The following is a 24,728-nucleotide window of genomic DNA, read 5'->3' as shown; positions in this document are numbered from 1 at the left end:
AGGTGATCCCATGAGAAAGGTCTACATCGTTGGAGCAAAGAGAACCGCAATAGGAACCTTTGGAGGAAGTTTGAAGGACGTACCCGCAGTACAGCTCGCCGTCACTGCAGCAAAGGCTGCGATGGAACAGGCGAATGTTAAACCTGAATGGATTGACGAAACCATCGTAGGTAACATCCTCATGGCTGGCCAGGGCATGGGTCCAGGTAGGCAGGTTGGGATATACGCAGGTATTCCCGCGGAGAAACCCGGTTATACGGTGAACATGCTCTGCGGTTCTGGAATGAAAGCCATCATGATTGGAGCCACAGACATCATGATGAACGAAGCAGAGATAGTTCTTGCAGCCGGTATGGAAAACATGTCCATGGCACCGTACTTGCTTCAAAAGGCAAGGTTTGGCTACAGGCTTGGCAACGGTGAGATCGTCGATCACATGGTTTACGATGGCCTCACGGATGTGTTCAACATGTACCACATGGGTGTGACCGCAGAGAATCTGGTCGAAAAGTACGGCATAAGCAGAGAAGAGCAAGATCTCTTTGCTTACAAGAGCCAGATGAAGGCAAAGAAAGCGATCGAAAGTGGAAGGTTCAAAGACGAGATCGTGCCTGTGGTCATCAAGGAAAAGAAAGGTGAGAAGATCTTCGATACCGACGAACATCCAAGGTTTGACACGACGCTTGAAGCGCTCGCAAAGCTCAAACCTGCTTTCAAACCTAACGGAACCGTAACTGCAGGTAACGCTTCTGGTATCAACGATGGCGCATCCGCTGTGATACTCGCTTCGGAGGATGCTGTGAAAAAATATGGGCTCAAACCCATGGCGGAAATCGTCTCCTTCGCTCAACATGGCGTTGATCCGGCAATCATGGGCATAGGTCCGGTTGGCGCCATATCCAAAGCGCTCGCAAAAGCAAAGATGAAACTCACCGATATTTCCCTGATCGAACTGAACGAGGCCTTCGCTGCGCAGTCGATCGCCGTTCTGAGGGACGTCAAAAAAGAACATGGTGTCAGCGATGAATGGCTCGAAGAGCGCGTGAACGTCAACGGTGGTGCCATCGCACTTGGCCATCCAATAGGTGCCAGTGGAAACAGGATCGTTGTGACCCTGCTGTACGAGATGAAGAAACGCGGTGTTGAGCTTGGACTGGCGAGCCTGTGTATAGGTGGAGGCATGGGAACAGCCATAATCATCAAAAACGTTTGAGGAGGTTTCAGTGTATGAAAAACAAACTCATCAGTGTCGAGCAAGCGATCGAGATGATACCGGACGGTGCCGTGCTCATGATCGGAGGTTTTCTGGGTGACGGTACGCCCGAACTTCTCGTTGATGGCCTGATCAAGGCTGGTAAGAAGAACTTGACTGTAATAGCCAACGATACGGCCTTTCCCGACAGGGGCATTGGCAAGCTCATCGTGAACAAACTGGTCAAGAAAGTGATCGTGTCGCACATCGGCACAAACCCTGAAACCCAGAAGCAGATGATCGAGGGTACACTTGAAGTCGAGCTCGTACCACAGGGAACACTTGCCGAGCGTGTCAGAGCTGGAGGTTTTGGCCTCGGTGGTATTCTCACACCCACCGGTGTGGGAACAGTGGTGGAAAATGGGAAACAGAAGATCACCATAGACGGCAAGGAGTTTCTTGTTGAGACGGCTTTGAAAGCAGATTTCGCACTCATCAAAGCTAAGAAAGCAGATTTTCTGGGTAATTTGGTTTCAATTACACGGCGCGCAATTTCAACCCGCTCATGGCCTTCGCCGGAAACGTGACGATCGTCGAAGTTGAGGAACTTGTTCCCGTGGGCGGCATTGATCCGAACGAAGTTCAGGTGCCACACGCAGTTGTGGATTACATCGTGAGGGGGAATGCGAAATGATCCAGGATCCCAAGATCGCAAGAACTGTCATAGCAAAGAGAGTGGCGCTCGAGTTGAAAGACGGTGACATCGTCAACCTGGGTATAGGCATTCCCACCTTGGTGGCAAACTACATACCGAAGGGTGTGACGGTGTTCTTCCAGTCAGAGAACGGTATCCTTGGCATGGGTCCAGCGCCGGAACCTGGATACGAACATCCAAACTTGACCAACGCCGGTGGAGGTCCAGTGACGTTTCTACCGGGAGCTGCGGCCTTCGATTCTGCGACCTCATTTGGGCTGATTCGTGGTGGACACGTCGACATAACCGTTCTCGGCGGACTTCAAGTGGATGAAGAGGGTCATCTTGCGAACTGGATGATTCCTGGCAAACTCATACCTGGCATGGGTGGAGCGATGGACCTTGTCACTGGTGCGAAAAAAGTCATCGTGGCGATGACACACATTGAGAAGAATGGGGTTTCCAAGATAGTCAAGAAGTGCACGCTTCCTTTGACATCCGTTAGGAGGGTCGATCTCATTGTCACGGACATGGCGGTCATCGAAGTGACGGAAAAAGGCTTGCTCTTGAAAGAGATAGCGCCACAGACGACTCTGGACGAAGTACTCAATTACACCGCGGCAAGCTTGATCGTTCCAGAGAACATTCCCACGATGCCGATAGATCTGTAAAAAGTTTTGAAAAACAATAGAGGCGGGCAAACGCCCGCCTTTTCATTTGAGTGATGGAAGCATCTTTTTCGAAACGAAAGAAATGTTTTTTTGTGATTCTCGATGATTTCCAGCACATCTCGCTGTAAATCAGGTTGTGTTTCAAGTTCGATGTTCACTCATTCGTTGTTTAAGATCCTTTCAGTTGGGAAGATCAACACTTTGTTCATGTACATCACAGCAGAGTTCGAAGGCTTGAAGTATAACCCATGAGCTTCAGCATTTGCCAGGAACCTTTCCAGCTCTCTACTCTGCTTATCAGTTGAATCGATTCCCCATACGAATGTTCATAACTTCAACCTATGCTCGAGATCATGAGCTGAACCATGACGGAATAGACCTATCCCAGATTGCGTTTGACCTGTTCGGGATCTTGGTCGGTGCGCCTTTCCATTTCAAGGTCAATTCATGAGGCGTCGAATGCGTTGCTCTTTATCATTTACATATGCATCGGATTAGTGGCTGCGCGAGATTTGCTCAGTTTATACATCTTTACAAAAACCAGATTCGGTGGTAAAATTCAGATAAGAAAAGGGAGCTATTCGCTCCCTTCTTGGTGGGCTCGGGAGGCTTCGAACCCCCGACCACCCGGTTATGAGCCGGGCGCTCTACCTACTGAGCTACGAGCCCGTAACCACAGTTCATTATACAGCGAGCCCTTGTTCGTGTCAAGGGCATGAGGACGGTGATCACCTTGGAAACGAAGACCCTGAAACCCGACCCGATCCAAAGACTCATGAAACACTATCCTCGAATCGTTGTGATCAAAGCAGCTCTGATGATACTCCAGTCTGGACAGAAGATGAGCGAAGAAAACATAGAAAGAGCACTCAAACAGATACTCAGCGATGACGAGGAAGAAAGCAGGGATTAGTCCCTGCTTTCTTCGTTGTTGTGAAGGGAGGTAGGTGAATGCAGGAGAAGCTGGAAAAATTGCTGAACTTTTTGGTGAGCAAGGGTGCTCGGTACGCAGATGTCCGTTACGAGGAACATGCAAGGCAGGAGCTTTTTGTCGAGAACGGAGTTCTCAAGAGCTTCACACATTCCGTCGACGTAGGAACAGGCGTAAGAGTTCTGTACGAGAACGGTTGGGGATTCGCAGCAACCGATGAACGAGGTGACTCAGCGCTTGAGCGGACAGCACTGAAGGCCCTGGAAATCGCTATAGCTTCTAACAAGAGGGCGAACAAAGAAGTCAAACTGGCACCGGAGCCAGTCCACAGGGCTGCGTTTAAATCCTGGGTGATGAAAGATCCTTTTCTGATCAGTGACAACGAAAAAATCGAACTGCTCAAGTCGGCGACCTTGAAGATGAAGGAAAATCCAAGAGTGGTTCGTGCCACGGGTTCGATGAGTTTCCGAAAGATCGATAAACTGTTTCTGAACACGGAAGGTTCTGTGATATACCAGGAAATATACGTAACGGGCGCTGGGATCGAGGCGGATGCGCTTGGAGAAGCCGGTTTCCAAAGGAGATCCTATCCAGCGAGCTTTGGGGGCGATCATGCCACGAGAGGTTGGGAGTTCATCGAGGAGATGAAATTGCTGGATCACGCACCAAAAGTAGCCGAGGAGGCGGCCATGCTTGTGGACGCACCGGAGATAGAACCTGGAGAGTACGATGTGATCATCTCTGGCAATCAACTTGCACTACAAATACACGAATCGTGTGGCCATCCCAGTGAACTTGACAGAGTGATGGGTTCTGAGTTGAGCTTTGCAGGTGGAAGTTTCCTCACGCTTGACAAGCTTGGAAAGCTCAAGTACGGTAGTGAACACGTAAACATCACGGCAGATGCTACGATCGCTGGAGGACTGGGGAGTTTTGGATTCGATGACGAAGGTGTCGAAGCGCAGAAGAGCTACATCGTGCAAAACGGCTTGTTCGTCGGTTATTTGATGGACAGGCAAACTGCGGCTGAGCTGGGTCTGAGGTCCAACGGTGCTGCCAGGGCCGACAGCTGGTCTCATCCACCCATCATAAGGATGACGAACATAAACTTACTGCCAGGCAATTGCACGCTTGAAGAACTGATCGCCGGGATCGATTATGGCTTTTTACTGGACACAAACAAGAGCTGGTCGATAGACGATCTCAGACTGAACTTCCAGTTCGCCACCGAGATCGCTTACGAAATAAAGGGTGGCAAACTCACTGGCAAAATCTTCAAGAACCCAGTTTATTACGACATCACACCGAACTTCTGGAACAAGTGTGATGGAATTGCCAATGAGTCCTACTGGCACGTATGGGGTGTTCCGAACTGCGGTAAGGGTCAGCCCATGCAGGTGATGCACGTGGGACATGGAACATCTCCAGCCAGGTTCAGAAGGGTTAAGGTAGGTGTTAGAAGATGAGGGGCGAAGCGTTCTACAGGAACCTGTTCAGGCTCATGAACGAACACTTCATCGGTTTGAAGTTTCTTGCGGTTGTTTGGGAACAGGATCAGGCGCTGACGCGCTTTGCCAACAGTAGGATCCATCAGAACGTGGCAGAACGCAAAGCTTCACTTTCAGTCCTGGCTACCAGAGGCAACAAAATCGCACTTGCAACGAGCAACGATTTGACCGTTCCGGGTTTGAAGGCCTTGAAAGAGAAGCTTGAAACGATGCTTGAATTCGCAACACCTCTCGATTACGAGTTCAGTCTTCCAGAAGTTTCTGTGGGTTATCCCGTGGAAAACGTGGCCGAATCGCTCAAGAAAGTTTTCGCAGAGCAAAGAGCCAGCGTCTTTGATCGAATGCTCAAGATCGCGCCGAATGACGTTCAACTCTTTGGTTATGTGAGCGATAACGTGACTGAGAACGTCATCATGAGTTCGAACGGAACGTTCCTGTACCAATCTTTCGGTGGTGTTTCCTTCAACGTTGTTGCGATGTGCGATTCAGCGAGCGGCTATGCCTCTGGAGTAGCAAAAAGTTACGAGGAATTGAGCGTGGATGAGAAGGTCGAACGTGCTGTGAGGTTCGCGAAGATGTCAAAGAATCCTGTGGAGATAGACCCCGGAAGCTACACCGTTATACTCGGTCCGGAGGCGGTGAGTGATCTGTTCATGTACTTTGGCTGGCTCTGCACCAACGGATACACGCATGAACTCAAAATAAGCCCTTCTGCGAAGTATCTGGGCACCAAGATAGGTCCGAGCGAGTTAAACGTCTACGACGACCCCACACATCCGCTGCAGCTGCCGTTCGTCTACGATCTATGCGGAAAGAAGAGAGAGAAGATGGCGATCATAGAAAACGGTGTGTTCAAAAACGTGTTGTACGCGCATGGTGCGGCATTGAGGTTCAACAAGAAGCCTACAGGCCACACGTTCAGCTTGGACGATCTGGACAACAGTGTGCCTGTGAACCTGGTTGTGGACGCAGCCAATACGCCCGTCGAAGAGATACTCAGCAATACGAAAAGCGGGATCTACGTGAACAGATTCCATTACATGAACATCGTCGATCCGCAAGAGGCTATCTTCACGGGTATGACGCGAGACGGAACGTTCCTCATCGAGAACGGGCAACTCACCAAAGCCGTGAAGAACATGAGATTCAACGTCAAGTTCTTCGAGTTCACTCAGAACATAGAGGCGATCTCCAAAGAGATCGAGACCGTCGCCTCGGAGTACTTTCCACAGATCGCACCGTACATGAAGGTCCAGCAGTTCAACTTCACTTCGAAGACTGCGTGAAATCGAGAAAGAAGTGGCCGAAGGGTCTTGAAAAGAATTTTCCGTGATGGTATGATTTTTAACGTGGTCGGGGCGTAGCGCAGACGGCAAGCGCGCCTGCCTTGGGAGCAGGAGGTCGCTGGTTCAAGTCCAGTCGCCCCGACCAATTTTATTTGAACCCGACCTTCAAATTGGTCTTGGTAGCGAGCGCTTCGTCCAGATGGAGTTTTAGATGCTCGAATTCCACGTCTCTCAGCATCGAGCAAAAGATGTTTCTGTACTCTTCGTTAAGGAACATTCCACCGAAACCGAGCACTCTGTCGGCATTCGTTAGGGCAAGCACCTGACGGACCCTGTCCGTGAAGAGTTTCAGTTCTTTCTTCATAATTCTCTTCACCAGTTGGGTGTTTGGCATCACTCTGGCGAAGGAGGCAATCTTTTCTTTGAAATCGCTGAACCTTTGTAAGTTTGCCAGCTGTTCGAGCTTGTCAAAACCATAGTAGTTCAGCAGCTCGTGGAAAACTGGATCGTGACCAACAAGCCCGTCCACGTGTAGTAGTGCCTCCACTATGATACTTTTCACGATGCTGAACGCACTCGCTTCGTCATCGAAGAGATGACCCCAGCCACCTGCACGAACGAACCTGCCATTTTCATCGATACCGACCACTATCGAACCGGTGCCTGCGATCGCGATCGTCAAAGGTTTTCCCTCGTACAGGCAAGCGATTAGGGCCTCGGCGTCCGATAGAATCATGCGAGACGACTTTGCAAAGAACTTCTCCAGAACAGCTGTCAAGACTGCCTTCCGCTCGGGATCACCCGCGCCAGAAAATGCCGCCCTCACTTCATCCACCGGTCCAGACCAACCTCTCACTTCTTTGATCGTTCTTTCAAGCTCCTCAGCGCTCACTGCGCTTATGTTGACACCCTTTTCGAAGATCTTTCTTTTGATTGCCCTGCCATCCTTTGCAAGCGTGGCTTTGAGACTCGTTCCACCACCGTCCAGTCCGAGTACCAGCATTTGTGCACCTCCTTTTCAACGGCTCCACTTGCGAGTATAATATGAAATGGAGGCGTGTCCGAACTGGCTAAGGAGCCGGTCTTGAAAATCGGTGGGGGTGAAGCCCCCTTGTGGGTTCGAGTCCCACCGCCTCCGCCAGCTTTCAATACACCAATTGGGAGGTCTGCGTATGCCACTCGTCAGCTCGAAAGGAATGTTCGAGAAGGCTTACGGTAAGTACGCCATAGGGGCCTTCAACGTCAACAACATGGAGATTCTTCAGGGCGTCATTGAAGCAGCGAAGGAGGAAAGGGCACCCGTGATACTGCAAATCTCCGCGGGCGCCCGCAAGTACGCGAAGCAGGTTTATTTGATCAAGCTCATTCAAGCAGCCTTAGAAGATGCTCCGGACATTCCCATATGTGTGCACTTGGACCATGGAGATTCGTTCGAGCTCTGCAAGGCGGTAATCGACACCGGCTTCTTCACTTCGGTTATGATCGATGGCTCGCACCTTCCGTTCGAGGAGAACGTCAAGCTCACCAAACAGGTCGTTGACTACGCACACCCGCGAGGGGTCGTGGTGGAAGGAGAACTCGGGAGGCTTGTGGGGATTGAGGAGCACGTCGTGGTCAGCGAGAGAGAAGCTTTTATGACCGACTCGGACAAGGCTGTGGAGTTTGTGGAGAGGACGAATGTCGATTCACTTGCCATAGCGATTGGAACCAGTCACGGCGCTTACAAGTTCAAGGGCGAAGCGAAACTCGATTTCGATCGCCTGAGAGAGATTGCAAATAGGTTACCCAACTTTCCGTTGGTCCTTCATGGAGCTTCGAGCGTTTTGCCGGAGTTCGTCGAGAAGATAAACAAATACGGTGGAAAGGTCGAAGGCGCTCAAGGTGTACCTGAAGACATGATAAGGAAAGCCACAACGATGGGTATATGCAAGGTCAACATCGACACGGACTTGAGGCTTGCGATGACCGCCACGATACGAGAAGTGTTCGCACTGCATCCTGAGGAGTTCGATCCGAGAAAATACCTTGGACCTGCGCGCGAAGCGATAAAGCAACTTGTCAAGCACAAGATGAGGAACGTTCTTGGTTGCAGCGGTCAAGCTTGAAAGAGCTTGACCGCATCGCTCCATAGACCTTCAAGATCGTAGAATTCTCTGCCGCGTGTAGTGAAGATGTGCACAACGATGTCTCCAGCGTCTATCAACAGCCAGTCGTAGCCTTCTCCCTTGTCGTAGTAGATGAGCGAGTGACCGTTGGTCAAAAAGAACTCGACCACTGCATTTCTCAGAGTACCCATGTGTGTTTGAGAGTTCGCAGTGGCGATCACGAAGAAATCCGCTGGCATCGGTGTTTTTCTCATGTCAAGCACCACAGTGTTGATTGCTTCCTTTTCGTTCATGAGGTCGAACAGTTTCTTTAAAAATTCCATTGCATCACTCCACCGTCACGCTCTTCGCCAAATTTTTTGGTTTGTCCGGATCATGTCCAAGGGCATCGGCGATGTAGTAGGCAAAAAGCTGGATCACTGGTGCCATGAGTACGGGATACAACTGCTCAGAAAACGAGTTCACACTCAGCACATCGTCCGCGATCTCACGGACATCTTCACAGTCATCGCTGGTTAGCACTACAAGCTTCGTCTTTCGAGCCTTGCATTCGATCATGTTGTTCTTCATTTTGGCATACAGCGCATCGAATGGCGCGATCGCGAAAACCGGAAATTCTGGCCCAAGCAGTGCGATTGGCCCGTGCTTCAACTCACCTGCAGGGTACGCAGTCGCATGGATGTAACTTATCTCTTTGAGCTTCAGCGCTCCTTCGAGTGCCGTTGGATAGCCCAAACCCCTTCCTATGTACATGAAATGCTGAAAATCCTTGTACTTCAAGGCGACCTCCTTTATGTGTTCTGCCCTGCTCAACGTTGCATCCAGAACTTCGGGAAGCCTCAGCAAACTATCGATCAGCTTTGTGCAACGCTCGTTCCACTGATCTCTCAGCTCAACTATCTTCAGCCCAAGCAGGTACAACAGCACCAGTTGCGTCACGTAACTTTTCGTTGCCGCAACACTTATCTCAGGCCCTGCGTTGAGCAACAGCGTGTGATCCGATTCTCTCATCAGAGTTGAACCCACGACGTTGGTGATCGCCAGGACCTTCGCACCTTTCGACTTTGCCAGTCTCACGGATTCCAGAGTGTCCGCAGTCTCTCCAGATTGTGAAACGGCAACCAAAACAGTGTTTTCGTCAAAGTTCGGCCTTTTGTATCTGAATTCGGAAGAAACTTCCACATCGACACACACGTCGCTCAGATTCTCGAGAAAATACTTGAAGGAAAGCGCCGCGTAGCTGCTCGTTCCACAGGCAACAACTTTCAACGTTTTCGAACTCGCGAGCAGATCCTGTAGCTCTTCGATTTCCGGCAAATGTACCTTCGCAGATTTGATCCTTCCGGACAATGTCGCGGCAACACAGGATGGTTCTTCGAAGATCTCCTTCAACATGTAATGTTTGTAGCCAGACTTCTGTGCCGTCTCGTACGTCCAGTCGATGTGTGTTGGCTTTCTCTCTTTCTTGCGTCCGACCACGTCGAAAACTTCGAAACCACCCTTCGAGACGCAGAAAATGTCTCCATCTTCGAGAAAAACCATGTCCTTAGAGTACTTCAGTAAAGGTGTCACATCCGAAGCTATTCCTGCGACTCCGTTGCCAACGGTCAAGATCAAGGGAGAACCCTTCCTTGTACCCACGATGATGTCCGGATGATCAACGTGGATGACGGCTATTGCGAAGCTACCTTCGAGCAGTTTCACGGCTTTCCTCACAGCTTCCACGAGGTCTGTTGTGTAGTACTCTTCGATGAGGTGTGGAATCACTTCGGTGTCGGTGTCGGAGACGAACCTGTGGCCAACTTCCTCAAGTCTCTTTTTGAGCTCTTTGAAGTTCTCTATGATTCCGTTGTGTACAACACAAAGTTTTGATTGGCAATCCGTGTGCGGATGTGCGTTGATGTCATTTGGTTCTCCATGTGTTGCCCAGCGCGTGTGCGCGATACCCAGTGTGATCCTTTCGTTGAGCAGTTCGGAAAGCTTTTCCTTCAGCGAGGCAACCCTGCCCTTGTTTTTCTCAACACATAAAGAAGAGTCTCGAAGGAAAGCTACACCCGCCGAATCGTAACCTCTGTATTCGAGTTTCTCAAGGCCTTCTATGAGGTCAGAAACGACGATCTCACCTACCAGCCCCACTATCCCGCACACGAGCGATCTCCCCCGCAATCTTCTCAACGAGATTCATCTGAACACCTTTCAGTGCAACTTCCAGCGCGTTTTTTATCGCCTTCCTGTCGGAGGAACCGTGCGCCTTAATGACCAATCCGTTGACGCCCAGTATGAAACCTCCACCGTAGGTTCTTGGATCGAGTTTTTCCATCATTTTTCTCAGCGTTCGCGACAGCATCAATGCACCCAATTTTGCAAAGAAAGACGAACGCTTTATTTGTTCCTTGAGAATCGTAACGATCATCTTCGCTGTGCCTTCCATAGTTTTCATCGCCACGTTACCAGAAAAGCCATCGCATACGACCACATCTACCTTTCCAGCGTTTATGTCGTGTCCCTCAACGTTACCAGCGAAATTTTCGGCGAGGTGAGTCCTGAGAAGTTCGTAGGCCTCCTTCGTGGTCTCGTCACCTTTGTTCTCTTCTTCTCCCACGTTGAGCAATCCAAGTTTTGCCCGATCCTTCCCCAGGACCTTCGCGTACGCAAGACCCATGACTGCGAAATCCAGAAGATGTTCGGCCCTCACACGAACGTTTGCGCCGGCATCTATCAAGATCGTGAAATCTTTGAGAGATGGAACTGGAACGGCCAGCGCTGGTCTATCCACATGCTCGATTCTACCGAGCACGAACGTTGCTCCAGCAAAAAGAGCACCGGTATTCCCGGCGCTCACGAAGGCGTCTATCTTTTTCTCTTTGAGGAGTTGCAGGCCCACGTACATGGAGGAGTTCTTCCTGCGCAACACTTCGGTGGGCCTTACGTCCATGGGAAGGAAGTCGTTCACTTCCACTTTTTCAACGTTATCTATATCCTTGAGCGCCTGTTTTGTTCCGACCAGTATCAGTTCAGCTTTTCCATCCGCAAGAAACTGCCTGGCGCCCTCAACGATCTCGACAGGCGCCTTGTCCCCTCCCATGACGTCGAGACCTATTCTCGGCATGCCTCACTCCGCTACTTCGAGGATTTGTTTGCCGTTGTAATAACCACAATGCAGACAGACTCTATGCGGCAATTTGGGTTGACCACAGTTGGGGCAGACAGCCATCGGGACACTTATGGGTCTGTAGATCTTGGCCCTCTTCATGTGCGTTCTCGACCTTGACCTCTTTTGTTTTGGATTCGCCATGGTTCAGCCCTCCTTCGTCAGGTTCTGCTTCACAAGGAAAAGTTTTTTCCACCTCGGATCGACGCTTTCCTCAGTGCACTTGTGGTCCTTTTCCTCGTTCAGATCGGCCCCGCAGTAAGGGCACAGTCCTTTGCAGTCGTCACTACACAGGACCTTCATGGGTATTTCGACCACGATCGCTTCAATTATCCTGTCTGTCAGATCGATCCGGTCCGAATCGTAGTATAGCACGTTCCTGAGAGACTTCAACTCCTCTTGATCACTTACGGGCATCTCTGAAACGGGTTTATACAGCGCCTCTATCGTGCCGTTGATCGGTAAAAGAACTGGCTTCAAACACCTGTCACAAGGATGCTCGATCGTCGTTCTGGCATATCCTCCGATCGCTATGCCATCACGCGCCGCAACCACCACGATCTTCACCTCTATGGGTTCGATCACTCTGCAACGGGCGTTAGGAGCGTCCACGTACTCGGTCTCAAAGATACCCTGGATGATCAATCTTTTCTTCAACAACACGTCTTCCACACTTATAGTCCAATCCAACGCACTCACTCCAACTCCATTTTACACCCGCGAAGATCTTCCAAGCAATTTTAAAGGCTTTCTCGGTTCGGATCATTACAAAATTGTTTCGAGAGATCTGGAAAGCAACTTGAACGGCACGGCCCTGTCGATGGTAAAATAGTTTCACAGGAGTGGTCCTTCTGGATTTTCTCGGGAGGCTTAAGGAATTTTTCTCCAAGCTCCTCGATAAATGGAAAGGCCTGCCGACCGCAAGCAAGATCTTGTTTGGCGGTATCGTTGTTTCGATCATCGTTGTGATCGTGATCATGGCTATTGTGTTGGCTGCGCCTGGGTATGTGCCTCTGGTGAGTGGTCTCACTGAGGAGCAAGCTGGTTACATAGCGCAGCAGCTCGATGCGATGGGTATCAAATACAGGGTCGAGCCTGGAAGGATACTGGTCTCCAAACGCTACAACGTCTACGAACTGCGCATGAGGCTCGCCTCTGCGGGGATTTTGGGCCCAATGACGCGGGGTTTTGAAATTTTGGACCAGCAGAGCCTTGGTGCCACAAGTTTTGACAGACAGGTGCGTTACCAAATCGCACTTCAGGGAGAACTCGAGAGGAGCATCATGACGATCTCTGGTGTGAAGAGCGCGCGCGTTCATTTAACGCTTCCGAAGTACACCTACTACGTGCGTGGTGAAATGGTCGAGCCCAGGGCATCAGTCCTCGTGGTCTTGGAGCCTGGCAAAGATCTCAGTCAGACTCAGATCAAGGGTATCATGCAACTCGTTGCGGGAGCGGTGGAAGGATTGAAGCTCGAAAACGTTCGTGTGATCGATCAGTATTCACGTGTTCTGAGCGACAGGGTCACGAGTTCCGCTGAAATGCTTGTTGCTGCCGACAGGACAGAACTGAAGATGAATTTGGAGAGCTATTACGCCAAGAAGATCAAGCAAACGCTTGAGGCCGTTTTTGGTGCTGGAAGAGTTGAGGTGATACCGGACATCAAGCTCGATTGGGAAAAAATCGAGCGTCAGATCACCAAGTACGAGCCAATCACCAGACAGGGTGGCCTGATCAGAAGTCAGGAACAAGAAAGCGAAAAGAGTGTTAACATACCCCCCACTGGTGGTCCTGTGGGTACCGAGGCGAACATTCCCCCAACCTACCCCAGTTTAACACCGCAGGGTACGGCCACGTACGAAAGGACAAGAACGATCACCAACTATGAACTGAGCTCAATCGTCGAGAACTTAGTTCAGAACAAAGAGGGTGAAATAAGATCTGTGTCGTTATCGGTCATCATCGACGCTTCATCGAGCGTTTTCAGTGGCTTCAACGAGACCGAGATGAATAGGTGGGCCAGGATCGTTTCCGATCTCGTGGAGAAAGGCATAGGGGCAAGTTCTTCAGAGCAGAATCTGTCTGTCTCCGTGGCTTTTCTTCCATTCGACAGAAGCTTGGAAGAAGAATTCAGAAAGAGTCAACTCGAACTGGAACAGCGTAGGAGATACACCGCGATGATGCTCGGTCTGTCTTTGCTCGCAGGCCTGTCGTTCTTGCTGATCTATTTGATCATCCTGCAAGTCAGACGTGTGAAGGCGAGAAAGGCAATAGAGACAAGGAAAGTGAAGATGGAAGAGGAGCTGAAACGAATGCTCGAAGAGGAGAAGGTGAAGGAAGTGCCGTTGTCACCCGAGGAGAAGGCTTTGCAAGAGTTGAGGGAGAATTTGGAAAAGGTTTTCAAACAAGATCCCGAGGAGGTTGCCAGCGTGATAAAGCTTTGGCTGGTTGAAAGAGGGACCTGAGGTGCCAGAAAAGAAGCAGCTCACTGGAAAAAGGAAAGCCGCAATCCTGTTAGTCATGCTTGGTCCGGAAAAGGCCGCTTTGGTTTTGAAACATCTCGATGAGTCCGACGTGGAGCAGCTCACGATCGAGATAGCGAACCTCGGTAAGATAACGGACGAAGAGAAAAAGCAGGTTTTGACAGAGTTCCAAGATATCGCAAACGCAAGGCAGATGATCGCCCAGGGCGGAATAGAGTACGCGAAAGAGGTGCTTCAAAAGGCGTTTGGACCCGAGAAGGCGATGAAGATCATAGAACGGCTCGTTTCGAACCTTCAGGTGAAGCCGTTCGATTTCTTGAGACAGGCGGACCCTCTGCAGTTGGTGAACTTCCTTCAGAACGAGCATCCGCAAACCATTGCGGTGATACTGAGCTATCTCGAACCTCAGCTCGCAGGTAAGATCCTCTCGGCGTTTCCAGAAGAACTGCAGATCGAAGTAATAAAGAGGATCGCGCTGCTCGAGCGTACTTCCCCGGACGTGATAAGAGACATAGAGAAAAATCTCGAGCGTAAGCTGTCAGGTTTCGTCATGCAGACTTTCAGCCAGGTCGGTGGCGTGGACACCGCAGCGGAGATCATGAACAGCATAGACAGAAGTTCCGAGAGGAAGATCATGGAGAAGCTGTCTTACGATTCTCCGGAGCTCGCAGAGGAGATACGCAGAAGAATGTTCGTGTTCGAAGACATTGTCAAACTGGACGATAGATCGGTGCAGATCGTGCTCAGAGAGGTCGAGACGCGTGATCTGGCACTCGCACTCAAGGGCGCATCCGAGGAAGTCAAGCAGAAGATCTTCAAGAACATATCCAAGAGGGCTGCACAACTCCTGCAGGACGAACTCGAGTACATGGGACCGGTCAGGTTGAAGGACGTTGAAGAAGCACAGCAGAAAATCATAAACGTCATCAGAAGACTCGAAGAAGCTGGAGAGATCGTCATTGCGCGTGGTGGCGGTGAGGAACTGATCGTATGATCATCAAGAAGAAACAGCTCCTCATAGATGCTCCCTGTATCATTGGAAGGAAAGAACGGCAGAGCAACGATTCAAACAACGCGTTCGATCCCGCGACTGTGGCAAGAATATTGGAAGAAGCTAAGGCTAAGGCCGACGAGATTCTTCGCCAGGCTGAAGCCGAAGCGTTCAAGCTGTTGAACGAAGCGAAAGAGAAGAGACAGAAGATGATCCAGGAGATGGAACTCGAGAGACAGCAGTTTAAAAAACATTTAGGAGAACTTTCTCAGCGGCTCAACATCTTAATGTCGAACTTTCAAAAGCAGCTTGAAGACGAGAGGGAAGAAATATTCAAAGAGCTGATCGATGTGCTGAGAATCCTGATAGAAAAGATCGCTTTCAAGTCTCTCGACGAGGTTGATTTCCGACAGAAGATGAACAGGATTTTTGCGAAATTATCCGAGGTCAAAAACGCCAAAGTGATACTCAGTGAAAAAGACGCAGAGAGTTTTCCAGAAATTCTGAAGCAGTGCGAAGAAATGGGTTTCGAGGTCGTTCGATCCTCATCTTTGAAACCAGGAGAGGTGCTCGTAGATACGGAACTTGGAGTCCTCAATGGAACCAAAAGGGCAGCCGTCATGTTAGTGGAGAAGCTGATAGAGGAGGTCTTTGGCCCTGTCGGAACCAGCGAAGTTTCTCAGACAGTTCAAAGAGAAACTCAACAGCACTGAGTTTCCAAAGTACAACGGAAAGATTGTCAGGATCGTGGGCTTGACCGTTGAATCCATTGGTCCGGATGCGTTTCTGGGCGAAGTTTGTGAGGTTGACCTCGAATCGAGGAAGGCGCTCTGTGAGGTTGTTGGCTTTAAAGACGGACGTGTCCTCTTGATGCCCCTCGAGAACATTTCTGGTGCCAAGCATGGCACTCTGGTCTTCGGTACGTCCAGGCAGCTGGGTGTGGCCGTGGGTGAAGACATGCTCGGCAGGATCCTGGATGGGCTCGGGCGTCCAATAGACGGCAGGCCTTTGACCACGTCAAAAAGATATCCTTTGTTGAGAAACGCCCCGCACCCACTGAAAAGGATGCGCATCACGGAACCCCTTCCCGTTGGAGTACGCGCCATCGATGGTTTTATCACGATCGGGAAAGGTCAAAGGATCGGTATCTTCGCCGGCAGCGGTGTCGGAAAGAGTACCTTGCTCGGCATGATCGCGAGAAACACGATCGCCGATGTCAACGTTATCGCTCTGATCGGAGAGCGTGGAAGGGAAGTGAGAGAGTTCATCGAGAAGGACCTCGGGGAAGGGCTCAAAAGGTCTGTCGTAGTTGTTTCAACGTCCGATCAACCTGCATTGTTGAGAGCCAAGGCTCTTTACACTGCCACGAGCATCGCTGAATTCTTTCGAGATCTGGGATACAACGTCCTTCTGATGGTGGATTCACTCACGCGCTGGGCGATGGCACAGAGGGAGATCGGCCTGGCGATAGGTGAACCGCCCACATCGAGGGGATATCCTCCGAGCGTTTTTGCAGGTTTACCCAGTATCCTCGAAAGGGCAGGAAACTCTGACAAGGGGAGCATTACGGGCATATACACCGTCCTGGTGGAGGCAGACGATTTCAACGAACCGATCTCCGACACGGTGAGGAGCATCGTTGATGGGCACATAGTGCTTTCGAGAAGACTGGCGGAGTTGAATCACTATCCGGCGATAGACGTCTTGGCGAGCATAAGCAGGCTCATGATAGATGTGGTGAGTGAGGAACACTTGAAGGCCAGTAGAACGCTGAGAAGCCTCATGGCGGCCTATCAGGAGGCAAAGGATCTTATAGACGTGGGTGCGTACAAACCGGGTTCGAACGAATTGATAGACAAGGCCATAAAGATGAAAAGTCTGCTGGATGCCTTTCTAAAGCAGGATATTGGGGAAAAACCGTCCTTTGAGGAAACGGTGAGCACGCTTGTGAAGCTCGCCTCGATGTGAGTTCAGAATTTTTGCTGTTTGAGTGATGCAATCTTCACCATTTCGAGGTGGAAGATCTGATCGTATAATTCTTCTTTCGTCACTTTGAACCCCCTTTCTCTCGCAATCTTCTTCACTAAGCCAACGGGCTGTTCCCGCCTCCACTTAGTGACATGGACTGTCCTGATCAGCTCCTGCCCCGTGTCCATCAGCAGAGGTACCACGAAGAAACTCTTGTGCGCCATCTTCTTCGGTATTACCGCGTCCCAGATGTAGAGTTTCCCCCATTTCTTCAGGACACGATTGACGTTCTCGATGATCGCTTCGTGTTTGGGCAAATAGAAGAACGTGAAGAAGAGGACCGCAGCGTCAAAGGTCTCTGGGGCGAATGACAGCTTCGTAGGATTCATCACCAGCCTGATCGATCTTGGATCGGCGAGCTTCAAGAATTCCTCATCCGTTGTTACGAAGACAGCCCTATCGAGCAGGAGCTTCGTGAACACATCCTCCGCGCCCGTGTTGATGACGATCACGCGCTGACCATTCACTTCTGATGTGATCCTCAGAGTCTGATCCTTTAAACTGTAATAACCTCCCATGACACCAATTGAGTATAACAGAATCCACTTCGCAAAAAGTTAACTATGCGAACCAATTTCGCAACCCACTTCTGCTATGAGTATTCTTGGGTGGAAACAATTGAAATATTCTCTGCTGAAACATTCTGTTCGTGGGAGCGAACTGAGGTTCATTTCGAAGCAACTCTTGAAGCTTGCCATCCCTTCGATGGCTGAGAATTTGCTTCAAATGCTCTTTGGGATGGTCGATACGGCCTTCCTTGGACATCTGTCATGGCAGGCAATGAGCGGAGCTGGATTGGCGAACCAGTTGATTTTCGTTTTCCAGGTCGTAGTCGTGGCAGCGGCTGTGGGCGTGAACGTCATCGTTTCGAACGCGACAGGTGTGGGCAACAAACACAAGGCGAGTGGTTCGCTGTGGAACGGGGTTCATCTGTGCCTGCTGTGGTCAGCCGCTCTCATGATACTTGCACCTTTCTCTTCTAATTTCTTGAAAATCTTTGGCAACGTCGACAGTGTTGTGTTTGACTACGCTTCCACTTATTTGAAGACGATACTGTTTGGCATGCCGAGCATGGCGATGATGGCAGTGCTGGGTGCTGCCCTGCGCGGTTCGGGCGATACGAAAACTCCCATGTTTGTTACAGGAATTGCGAATTCGCTCAACGTATTTTTGGACTATGCAATGATCTACGGTAAGTTTGGTTTCCCAAGGATGGAAGTCTTTGGTGCAGCGTTGGCCACAGTCATTTCGAGGTTCGTGGGATCGTTCATGCTCTTGCTCGCCATCATGAAAAATCCACATCTCAACGAAGATGTTAGGAGGGCTATAAAACTGGATCTGGCAAACTTCAGGGACATCGTTTCGGTGGGTTTACCAGCCGCAGGGGAAAACTTCATGTTCTCTTCGGGCCTGTTGATTTTTGCGAGCATACTCTTGGCGTCTGGTCCAATGGCCTACGCGGGTCACAGGATCGGTATCAGCATTGAGTCACTGTCTTTCATGCCGGGTTGGGGCATCTCGGTGGCGGTCACCACGCTGGCGGGTCAGTACAACGGTAGAAGACGGCTCGACAAAGTCACGGCGGTGGCAAGGCAGGGTTTCATAATAGCTGCGCTGATACAGGTCTCGGTGGGCGTGTTCATCTTTCTGTTCCCTGAGCTTCTGATAAACCTCTTCACGAATCAAGCTGAGATTCTTCAACTTGCGAAGATACCCGTGCGACTGGTTGGACTCTTTCAGATTTTCCTCGCGCTGGAGTCCAGTATGAACGGGGTACTGAGGGCAACCGGGAACACGACTTTCGGTATGATCGTTTCCACTGTCTCGATGTGGGCCATCAGATTGCCTCTGGCGTACCTCTTCTCAGTGAAGCTGGGTTTGGGACTTCTGGGTGCGTGGCTCGGTATGATGATCGACATGAGCTTCAGGAGTGTGGTCAAACTTCTATTCTACATGTCGGGTTCGTGGGAAAAGATGGCGATGAAGGTGTCTTCGAAGGTCACGCACGTGGGAGGATCCGATCTTTCTTAACCATACGTGACAGGTCACGCACGATTTTGTACTGCTGAAAAGCTTTCTCGTTCTCACCGATGCGCTCGTAGAACATGGCGAGCTGAGTCCTCAAGCGTATGTCGGTGGGGTCCTTGCTGAGTTCCTTCTGACAGAGCCATATAGCGATTCTGTAAGCCTTGAAGAAAGCGAAAAACGATATTTTCAATTTTCTGGGTAACAGGAATAACGTTACGAAAAATGCTGAAACGACCAGGATCATCAAATCAACACGGAATTTCCAACGCGCCACGACTCTCTGCAGGTTGCTGCGGTCATTTCCAAGCTCTCTCATCACAGCGTCCTGGATGCCAGATCTTTCTGCAAGGTGCGACAGGATCGCCTTCAAGTTGTCTTTCTTCAAGTTCAACGCGTCGATCGCCCTGGAGAACTTCTCGAACTCTTCCTCAGAAAAACGCTCTGCTGGAAGTCTTTCCAAAGCTGTCATGAGCTCTATGTACCTGCTCAGCTCGTTTTCGAATTGCGAATCAAGTCCATCGAGCTGTTTTGCCAGGACCATCAACCTGTACAGAGCCGAATAACTTTCCTCTTTGTCCTTTAATTTTTCACATTCTTGCCTGATCTGTCGAGCAACGTCGTTTTTGTTCAGCGAATTCTTCAGAAGGAACACTAAGTTCCAGTCCACCAGGAAGGGGTCACTCAGGAACCTCTGGACCAGCCATTCGGCAAAACCCTGTGGCAGAATCGCTCTGTATCCGAGCTTCCATAGGGCAGAAACGCTGTTCAGTTTCAAAAAATCACCATGCTCAAAGTTCGCAACATCTTCCTTCAATTTCGGAAAGAGCACGAAGCATTCGTCCAAAAGATCCTCTCTCGTCTCACTCATTTCGGAAAGGTCTCTGACGAACTTGTCAAGCTTCTCCTCAAGAACTGAGTCTCTCAAGCTTTCCAGTTGCGCAAGTCTTCTCTTGGCGGAGAGCTTTTTACCAAGTTCTATGAGCTGGTCCGACTCTGGTTCACGCAATATCCTCTGCAGCAGTTCGTCCCAATTCTTCTCGAGTTCTTCCAAACTTTGCGCGAGTATATTCAGGACGAAGAGGAGCAAAACAATCAGAAGAAAGCTTTTCACAGTCATGTTTCCTCAAACCTTGCCTTCAAAAAGTGTTTGTAGAAGATCGTGGCGTATGCCGCCATGGGTGCACCGACGAACACTCCTGCGAAACCGAACAACATGCCTCCTAACGCGATGGACAGGATCATCAAAACCGGATTGACTCGCATCGTGGTCTTCGTTACCTCGAAAAATAACACGAATACAAAAAGATGCACTATGAAAGCAAATACGAAAACCCACAGTAGTGTTCCGAGGCCTAAGGTGAGAGAAAACAAAAGAATCGGTACCAGTTCAAGCGGGACACCAACTATGGGGATGAGATTCGTCACGAAGGCCCATATCCCGATCAGCGGAGCGTAGCGTGGACTCAAAAACGTAAAAAGGACGCCAAAAGCCAGACCAACTATCATCGCGTTCAGCACCAACACACCTATGAACCTTCTCATGCTCACCTTGAAATCGTTCACGAACCCGTCTACAAAGCTTCTACAGGTCGCCGGGTATAGATTAGGGATGAACCGAGCAATCGCACCAGCGTGGAAGGAAGCGTAGATACCGCATAGAATCGTGAAAAAGGTGACAACGAGGAAATTCGGAACATTCGCTGCGATCCACTTCAAAACGAACTCCAACAACTTATCCAGATACGGTACCAAAAAGTCGGCCAGATCGTTCAACAGTTTTGCAAGACCCTCCTGCTGAGCAAGGTATTCTTGCCAAGCCTTCTCACGGATCACCTTTGACACCAAGTTATAAAAATCGGCAAGCTGTGTGAACGCCTTCGGTAGAACTTCGACGAGCGCCCAAGCAAAGAGAAAAAAGAACACAACCATGGCCAAGATCGTGGCAATTCTTTTGCGTTTCAACCTGAAAAACTTTTTCAGAAGACTCGCGATCGCATCAACGAGCATCACGAGGATGAAGCTGAAGAGACATATCTGAAAGAACGGCTTGAAAACGATCCACAGAAACATCACAATAGCTGTGTAGAGCAACGTGTAATAGAGGGCGACATTTCTTTCCTTCAATAGCCTCCCCTCCCGTTCAGAACCGTGTGATTTCTTTCGATTTTCAGCACGGAGATTGGTACCATGACGATCGAAATGACAAAGAGCACAATCAGCTGCGCCATTATGTTCTCCCCAAACGGGAGTATCAAAAGATACCTGAGTGCGACGCCGCACGCCCACGCGAAACCCATCACCGTTGAAGATGCGAGCGCCGCGTTCTCGGGCATCAACTGTTGTGCGTGTGCAACGTTCGTGGACATGGTCAGATAACCACAACCGTTGACAAGCAGATAACCCACAACCAGCATCAACGCAGACACTGGCTGGGCAAGGATCAGAACACCGATCGCCATTCCAGCGAAACTGACCAGATTCGTGATGTGGTTGCCGAATCTTTCGCTCATCCATGTACCCACCATCGTTGTGGCCACACCAAGCCCAACCCCCAGTGTCAACAAGAGTCCTCCAAAAGTCAGGGGGAGCCCTCTCTTACTTGCTATTATTGGTCCATAAGTGTTCGACAAGGTGATCACCAGGGTCCTCACGGTCACAACGAACCAAAGCACGATTATTCTCCTGAGTCCCTGCAGATTGTCTCTGAACCTGGTGTGATCTTTGACTTTGCTCGCGTTCACCTTCTCTGGCTGTCTCATGTACAGCATCAAAAAGGTCACAACACTCACAATCGAAACGATCCAGAGCTTTTCGAAGTCATAGCGAGAAACGAACTGCGTTACAAAAACTGGCCCAAGTGCTGTTCCCAATGTTCCCGCAGCCACGAAAATTGATAGAGAATAGGGACTGCTTCCTCGCGCCATCACGGCGCCTATTGGATGAAAGGCCGAGTTACCGAAATATGCCATCAGAAAGAGCAAGAGTAAAACGACGATGTTCCGTGAGAAACCCACCAGTGCCATCGAACCGACCGTGAGCAACATGCTCGCAAGCAGGCCGCGCTTCAGGCTCTCGAGTCTGGAGGCGATCATGCCAAAAACGATTTGGAAGATGGAAGAAAAGAAACTGATCGATGTTATGAGCAGTGCTATTTCTTTCACTCCGATGTCGAACTTTCGCATGAAGAAAGGTGCGAGTGGGTTGAGAAAAGAAACGAAGAAATCGGTTATGAAATGTGACACAACGGCCAGAAGGTTTATGCGCGTTCACCTCCGAGCCTTGAAAGTATGTTCGCTGCTAACTCCCTGAAGGCTTTTTCGACTTCAGTACCCCTCATGTACATCAGAGCGGTCTTTCCCTCATCGAGAAACTTTGCCAGCCTTGGTTCCAAAGGTATCGTTGCGAGACACTCCAGACCCAGAAGCTGTGAAAGCACGCTGGAAGAATCATCACCAAAGGTTTCTATTCTCTTACCACAATGCGGGCATATCAAATAGGCCATGTTGTTGACGAAGCCAAGCACCCGATGGCCCATTTCCTGGCTGAAGTGCATGGCGCGCAGAACGTCGTCCACGGCCACCCTCTGTGGCGTTGTCACCAGAACGATCCCGTCCAGCTTTACCAGCTGCATCAGGCTCATAGCTTCATCGCCAGTCCCAGGTGGCAGATCAAAGATCATGAAATCGAGATCTCCCCAGTCTGTGTCTGCCAGGAACTGCATTATCGCAGAATGCTTCAGCGGCCCTCTCCACGCCACTGCTTGCTCGGGCTCAACGATCATGCCGATGGACAGAACTAACATGTTGGGTCCGTATTTCACGGGCACGATCAAACCATCGCGTGCAGACGGAGCGTCCTCGATTCCCAGCATACGAGGCACGTTCGGTCCGTGAAGGTCCAGATCGAGGAGTGCCACCTTGAAACCTTCTTCGGCGAGCGCGACCGCAGTGTTCACAGCGACGGTCGTTTTTCCTACGCCGCCTTTACCGCTCAGAATGGCTAACTTGTGCTTGATGCGTGCCATGTTTTCTTCCAGTCTTTTTTGTCTTTCTCTGACTTGCTCGAAGCGCTTGCTGGTTTCCATCCAGATCACCTCTCTTTTTATTGTACACAAAGTCTTGATGATAAAATGAATTCGGAGGAACGAATCTTGGAGCCACTGAGAGTGGAGAACGTTACGGTTGTTCTGAACGGACAGGAAGTGATCAAAGATGTGAGTTTTTCAATAAAGAAGGAAGGTTTGTACGTGATCGTTGGGCCCAACGGCGGTGGGAAGACCACCCTCGTGAAGACGATCATGAACCTTCTGAAGCCTTCTTCTGGCAGTATCCACATCTTTGATCAACCCAACCATGAATACCTTCAGAGAAACGTCGTCGGTTATCTGCCTCAACGTTCGAGTTTCAGAAGGTCTTTCCCGATAAGGGTCTATGATGTTGTGAAAATGGGCCTACGAGAGGGGAAGAACGAAAAGGATCTGGTCCTGGCGGCTCTGGAGAAGGTCGGTATGCGCCAGTTTTCTCAGGCTAACTTTTCGACCCTGAGTGGGGGACAACAGCAAAGGGTGCTCATCGCAAGGGCCATCGTTTCACATCCAAAATTACTGGTCCTGGATGAACCTGTCACGGGACTCGATTATGAGAGTCAGAACGAGTTTTATCTGTTGATCAAATCCCTCGTTCAAGATGGGACCACGGTCTTGATGGTAACTCATGATGTTGGTTTCGCAATGGATTTCAGCGATCAGATATTCTGCATAAACAGAACGCTCGTCTGCCACGTTTCTGCACAGGAAAAATTTTCGATGGACTCCTTCTTGGTGAAGCTCTACGGTTACGGGGTCAAACCCTTGACACACAGGCACGGTGAAGGCGAATGACAGGCCTTTTTGAAATTTATCAAAAATCGCTCCTGGCTGGGATCCTGACGGCCATTTCGACTGCTATCATGGGTGTTCATGTCGTGTTCAGAAGGATGGCCTTCTTTGGGGATGCGATCGCTCACGTTGCGTTCGCCGCGGCGGCGATCGGAGTGATCTTAGGTTTCTCGAGTTTCTTCAGCGCAGTTGTTTTGTCCGTGTTGGTTTCCCTCTTGCTGGGAAAGCTCTCTCGAAAAAGCGTGAGCGAAGATGCGGCGATCGGCGTTCTCTTTTCGCTGACCATGGCTGTCGGCATCGTCCTCTTCTCTGTTGCGAAGAAACAGCGAAGCCTGACAGCGTACCTCTTCGGAGATGTTCTGACTGTAACCAAGAGCGATCTGTTGCACCTTTCGATCGTGACAGGCATCGTCATTCTCTTCAACGTCGTCTTCAGGGACGCGTTGATCCATTTCACCTTCGATGAAGACTTCACCAGGCTCATGCATCCCAAGATAGATGTTGTCTACCAGCTGTTCTTAGCGATCCTTGCCATCAGCGTGGTTGTGGGCGTTCGAACGGTTGGCGTGATACTCGTTTCGGCTTTCCTCATTATCCCAGCTTCGACGGCAACGATGTCCTTCAAAGATTACCGCTGGGCCTTCATCTTTGCTCCGTTGATCTCTTCGATCAGTGTAGTTCTGGGATTGTTTCTATCTCTTGTCATCGATGCGCCGCCCGGGGCACTCACAGTTCTCATTCAGGGTGTGATGTTCTTTACAGCGTTATTTGTGAGAAGGTGATG

24 protein-coding genes, 3 tRNA genes and 1 pseudogene are annotated in these 24,728 nt (G+C 50.2%); 16 read left to right on the top strand and 12 right to left on the bottom strand.

The window, feature by feature from the left end:
- The first annotated feature begins 10 nt into the window (after positions 1–10).
- The 3 genes and pseudogenes from AJ81_RS01535 to AJ81_RS01525 all read left to right on the top strand — a co-directional run bounded on the left by AJ81_RS01535 (position 11) and on the right by AJ81_RS01525 (position 2,557).
- A complete protein-coding gene (locus tag AJ81_RS01535; protein ID WP_031503442.1) occupies positions 11–1,213 on the top strand; it encodes an acetyl-CoA C-acetyltransferase in 1,203 nt (400 codons plus the stop codon).
- Between the two features lie 14 nt (positions 1,214–1,227).
- Positions 1,228–1,886 (top strand): annotated as a pseudogene (locus AJ81_RS01530) (CoA transferase subunit A).
- Entirely contained in the window at positions 1,883–2,557 is a 675-nt protein-coding gene (locus AJ81_RS01525) for a CoA transferase subunit B (protein ID WP_031503440.1), read from the top strand. The pseudogene AJ81_RS01530 and the gene AJ81_RS01525 overlap by 4 nt, the downstream one beginning before the upstream one ends.
- 593 nt (positions 2,558–3,150) lie before the next feature.
- Here the strand turns inward: AJ81_RS01525 and AJ81_RS01520 are convergent.
- Positions 3,151–3,226: transfer RNA gene (locus AJ81_RS01520), tRNA-Met, on the bottom strand.
- A gap of 46 nt (positions 3,227–3,272) precedes the next feature.
- Here AJ81_RS01520 and AJ81_RS01515 point away from each other — a divergent pair.
- The 4 genes from AJ81_RS01515 (at position 3,273) to AJ81_RS01500 (ending at position 6,427) form a co-directional block, all read left to right on the top strand.
- Positions 3,273–3,470: a hypothetical protein gene (locus AJ81_RS01515; protein ID WP_038059647.1), complete on the top strand. Its 198-nt coding sequence runs from the start codon at positions 3,273–3,275 to the stop codon at positions 3,468–3,470.
- Positions 3,471–3,508: 38 nt separating this feature from the next.
- Positions 3,509–4,954, top strand: coding sequence for a TldD/PmbA family protein (locus tag AJ81_RS01510; RefSeq protein ID WP_031503439.1), 1,446 nt, complete (start codon positions 3,509–3,511; stop codon positions 4,952–4,954).
- Positions 4,951–6,282: a TldD/PmbA family protein gene (locus tag AJ81_RS01505; RefSeq protein WP_031503437.1), complete on the top strand. Its 1,332-nt coding sequence runs from the start codon at positions 4,951–4,953 to the stop codon at positions 6,280–6,282. The genes AJ81_RS01510 and AJ81_RS01505 overlap by 4 nt, the downstream gene beginning before the upstream one ends.
- Positions 6,283–6,350: 68 nt before the next feature.
- Positions 6,351–6,427, top strand: a tRNA-Pro gene (locus AJ81_RS01500).
- 3 nt (positions 6,428–6,430) lie between these two features.
- Here the strand turns inward: AJ81_RS01500 and AJ81_RS01495 are convergent.
- Positions 6,431–7,285: a BadF/BadG/BcrA/BcrD ATPase family protein gene (locus AJ81_RS01495; protein WP_031503435.1), complete on the bottom strand. Its 855-nt coding sequence runs from the start codon at positions 7,283–7,285 to the stop codon at positions 6,431–6,433.
- Positions 7,286–7,333: 48 nt separating this feature from the next.
- Between AJ81_RS01495 and AJ81_RS01490 the strand changes: the two genes are divergently transcribed.
- Together AJ81_RS01490 and fba are read left to right on the top strand one after the other, a co-directional pair.
- Positions 7,334–7,423: transfer RNA gene (locus AJ81_RS01490), tRNA-Ser, on the top strand.
- Between the two features lie 31 nt (positions 7,424–7,454).
- Positions 7,455–8,387, top strand: a complete 933-nt coding sequence (gene fba / locus AJ81_RS01485; RefSeq protein ID WP_031503433.1) for a class II fructose-1,6-bisphosphate aldolase — start codon at positions 7,455–7,457, stop codon at positions 8,385–8,387.
- Here the strand turns inward: fba and rsfS are convergent.
- The 5 genes from rsfS to AJ81_RS01460 are packed head-to-tail and all read right to left on the bottom strand — an operon-like array spanning position 8,378 to position 12,237.
- A complete protein-coding gene (rsfS, locus tag AJ81_RS01480; RefSeq protein ID WP_031503431.1) occupies positions 8,378–8,710 on the bottom strand; it encodes a ribosome silencing factor in 333 nt (110 codons plus the stop codon). The two genes, fba and rsfS, sit on opposite strands and share 10 nt — an antisense overlap.
- A 4-nt stretch (positions 8,711–8,714) precedes the next feature.
- The gene (gene glmS, locus AJ81_RS01475; protein ID WP_031503429.1) at positions 8,715–10,535 is read right to left on the bottom strand and encodes a glutamine--fructose-6-phosphate transaminase (isomerizing); all 1,821 of its coding nucleotides are present in this window, start codon (positions 10,533–10,535) and stop codon (positions 8,715–8,717) included.
- Positions 10,507–11,496 (bottom strand): phosphate acyltransferase PlsX, encoded by a 990-nt coding sequence (gene plsX / locus AJ81_RS01470; protein ID WP_031503427.1) that lies wholly within the window; start codon positions 11,494–11,496, stop codon positions 10,507–10,509. Before plsX ends, glmS begins: the two co-directional genes overlap by 29 nt.
- A gap of 3 nt (positions 11,497–11,499) precedes the next feature.
- Entirely contained in the window at positions 11,500–11,682 is a 183-nt protein-coding gene (gene rpmF / locus AJ81_RS01465) for a 50S ribosomal protein L32 (RefSeq protein WP_031503425.1), read from the bottom strand.
- Between the two features lie 3 nt (positions 11,683–11,685).
- Entirely contained in the window at positions 11,686–12,237 is a 552-nt protein-coding gene (locus AJ81_RS01460; RefSeq protein ID WP_051368832.1) for a YceD family protein, read from the bottom strand.
- Positions 12,238–12,389: 152 nt separating this feature from the next.
- On the opposite strand from AJ81_RS01460, the gene fliF reads away from it, so the two are divergent.
- From fliF to AJ81_RS01440, 4 genes are read left to right on the top strand one after another with little or no spacing between them, the layout of a single operon-like run.
- Positions 12,390–14,003 (top strand): flagellar basal-body MS-ring/collar protein FliF, encoded by a 1,614-nt coding sequence (gene fliF, locus AJ81_RS01455; protein ID WP_031503421.1) that lies wholly within the window; start codon positions 12,390–12,392, stop codon positions 14,001–14,003.
- Position 14,004: 1 nt separating this feature from the next.
- Positions 14,005–15,015, top strand: a complete 1,011-nt coding sequence (fliG, locus tag AJ81_RS01450; RefSeq protein ID WP_031503419.1) for a flagellar motor switch protein FliG — start codon at positions 14,005–14,007, stop codon at positions 15,013–15,015.
- Positions 15,012–15,725 (top strand): FliH/SctL family protein, encoded by a 714-nt coding sequence (locus tag AJ81_RS01445; RefSeq protein ID WP_031503417.1) that lies wholly within the window; start codon positions 15,012–15,014, stop codon positions 15,723–15,725. The genes fliG and AJ81_RS01445 overlap by 4 nt, the downstream gene beginning before the upstream one ends.
- Positions 15,670–16,980 carry a FliI/YscN family ATPase gene (locus AJ81_RS01440; RefSeq protein WP_031503415.1) on the top strand — a complete coding sequence of 437 codons (1,311 nt, stop codon included), beginning with the start codon at positions 15,670–15,672 and terminating at the stop codon, positions 16,978–16,980. Before AJ81_RS01445 ends, AJ81_RS01440 begins: the two co-directional genes overlap by 56 nt.
- Positions 16,981–16,982: 2 nt before the next feature.
- On the opposite strand, the gene AJ81_RS01435 is transcribed toward AJ81_RS01440, so the two are convergent.
- Complete coding sequence (locus AJ81_RS01435) at positions 16,983–17,558, bottom strand: class I SAM-dependent methyltransferase (RefSeq protein WP_031503413.1); 576 nt, start codon at positions 17,556–17,558, stop codon at positions 16,983–16,985.
- A 100-nt stretch (positions 17,559–17,658) separates the two neighbouring features.
- Between AJ81_RS01435 and AJ81_RS01430 the strand changes: the two genes are divergently transcribed.
- Entirely contained in the window at positions 17,659–19,071 is a 1,413-nt protein-coding gene (locus AJ81_RS01430; protein WP_031503412.1) for an MATE family efflux transporter, read from the top strand.
- On the opposite strand, the gene AJ81_RS01425 is transcribed toward AJ81_RS01430, so the two are convergent.
- From AJ81_RS01425 to AJ81_RS01410, 4 genes are read right to left on the bottom strand one after another with little or no spacing between them, the layout of a single operon-like run.
- Positions 19,040–20,179 (bottom strand): hypothetical protein, encoded by a 1,140-nt coding sequence (locus AJ81_RS01425; RefSeq protein ID WP_039658574.1) that lies wholly within the window; start codon positions 20,177–20,179, stop codon positions 19,040–19,042. The two genes, AJ81_RS01430 and AJ81_RS01425, sit on opposite strands and share 32 nt — an antisense overlap.
- 2 nt (positions 20,180–20,181) lie before the next feature.
- Positions 20,182–21,192 carry an AI-2E family transporter gene (locus AJ81_RS01420; RefSeq protein WP_031503408.1) on the bottom strand — a complete coding sequence of 337 codons (1,011 nt, stop codon included), beginning with the start codon at positions 21,190–21,192 and terminating at the stop codon, positions 20,182–20,184.
- On the bottom strand, positions 21,189–22,310 hold the full coding sequence (locus AJ81_RS01415) for an MFS transporter (RefSeq protein WP_031503406.1): 1,122 nt from the start codon (positions 22,308–22,310) through the stop codon (positions 21,189–21,191). Before AJ81_RS01415 ends, AJ81_RS01420 begins: the two co-directional genes overlap by 4 nt.
- Before the next feature lie 14 nt (positions 22,311–22,324).
- Positions 22,325–23,152, bottom strand: a complete 828-nt coding sequence (locus AJ81_RS01410) for an Mrp/NBP35 family ATP-binding protein (RefSeq protein WP_231845410.1) — start codon at positions 23,150–23,152, stop codon at positions 22,325–22,327.
- A gap of 66 nt (positions 23,153–23,218) precedes the next feature.
- Here AJ81_RS01410 and AJ81_RS01405 point away from each other — a divergent pair, with 66 nt between their 5' ends.
- Together AJ81_RS01405 and AJ81_RS01400 are read left to right on the top strand one after the other, a co-directional pair.
- Positions 23,219–23,947 (top strand): metal ABC transporter ATP-binding protein, encoded by a 729-nt coding sequence (locus tag AJ81_RS01405; protein ID WP_051368834.1) that lies wholly within the window; start codon positions 23,219–23,221, stop codon positions 23,945–23,947.
- Entirely contained in the window at positions 23,944–24,726 is a 783-nt protein-coding gene (locus AJ81_RS01400) for a metal ABC transporter permease (RefSeq protein WP_031503400.1), read from the top strand. Before AJ81_RS01405 ends, AJ81_RS01400 begins: the two co-directional genes overlap by 4 nt.
- Positions 24,727–24,728: the final 2 nt, after the last annotated feature.

This window comes from Pseudothermotoga hypogea DSM 11164 = NBRC 106472, from assembly GCF_000816145.1.
GTDB classification, from domain to species: Bacteria; Thermotogota; Thermotogae; order Thermotogales; family DSM-5069; genus Pseudothermotoga_A; species Pseudothermotoga_A hypogea.
The sequence above is the reverse complement of the archived record's forward strand: the minus strand, read 5'-3'. Positions and strand labels throughout refer to the sequence as shown.

What these genes read in the sequence shown, in the direction of transcription:
- AJ81_RS01535 (WP_031503442.1), top strand. Translation starts at nt 11, where the DNA reads ATGAGAAAGGTCTACATCGTTGGAGCAAAGAGAACCGCAATAGGAACC.
- AJ81_RS01525 (WP_031503440.1), top strand. Translation starts at nt 1,883, where the DNA reads ATGATCCAGGATCCCAAGATCGCAAGAACTGTCATAGCAAAGAGAGTG.
- AJ81_RS01515 (WP_038059647.1), top strand. Translation starts at nt 3,273, where the DNA reads ATGAGGACGGTGATCACCTTGGAAACGAAGACCCTGAAACCCGACCCG.
- AJ81_RS01510 (WP_031503439.1), top strand. Translation starts at nt 3,509, where the DNA reads ATGCAGGAGAAGCTGGAAAAATTGCTGAACTTTTTGGTGAGCAAGGGT.
- AJ81_RS01505 (WP_031503437.1), top strand. Translation starts at nt 4,951, where the DNA reads ATGAGGGGCGAAGCGTTCTACAGGAACCTGTTCAGGCTCATGAACGAA.
- AJ81_RS01495 (WP_031503435.1), bottom strand. Translation starts at nt 7,285, where the DNA reads ATGCTGGTACTCGGACTGGACGGTGGTGGAACGAGTCTCAAAGCCACG.
- fba (WP_031503433.1), top strand. Translation starts at nt 7,455, where the DNA reads ATGCCACTCGTCAGCTCGAAAGGAATGTTCGAGAAGGCTTACGGTAAG.
- rsfS (WP_031503431.1), bottom strand. Translation starts at nt 8,710, where the DNA reads ATGGAATTTTTAAAGAAACTGTTCGACCTCATGAACGAAAAGGAAGCA.
- plsX (WP_031503427.1), bottom strand. Translation starts at nt 11,496, where the DNA reads ATGCCGAGAATAGGTCTCGACGTCATGGGAGGGGACAAGGCGCCTGTC.
- rpmF (WP_031503425.1), bottom strand. Translation starts at nt 11,682, where the DNA reads ATGGCGAATCCAAAACAAAAGAGGTCAAGGTCGAGAACGCACATGAAG.
- AJ81_RS01445 (WP_031503417.1), top strand. Translation starts at nt 15,012, where the DNA reads ATGATCATCAAGAAGAAACAGCTCCTCATAGATGCTCCCTGTATCATT.
- AJ81_RS01435 (WP_031503413.1), bottom strand. Translation starts at nt 17,558, where the DNA reads ATGGGAGGTTATTACAGTTTAAAGGATCAGACTCTGAGGATCACATCA.
- AJ81_RS01410 (WP_231845410.1), bottom strand. Translation starts at nt 23,152, where the DNA reads ATGGAAACCAGCAAGCGCTTCGAGCAAGTCAGAGAAAGACAAAAAAGA.
- AJ81_RS01400 (WP_031503400.1), top strand. Translation starts at nt 23,944, where the DNA reads ATGACAGGCCTTTTTGAAATTTATCAAAAATCGCTCCTGGCTGGGATC.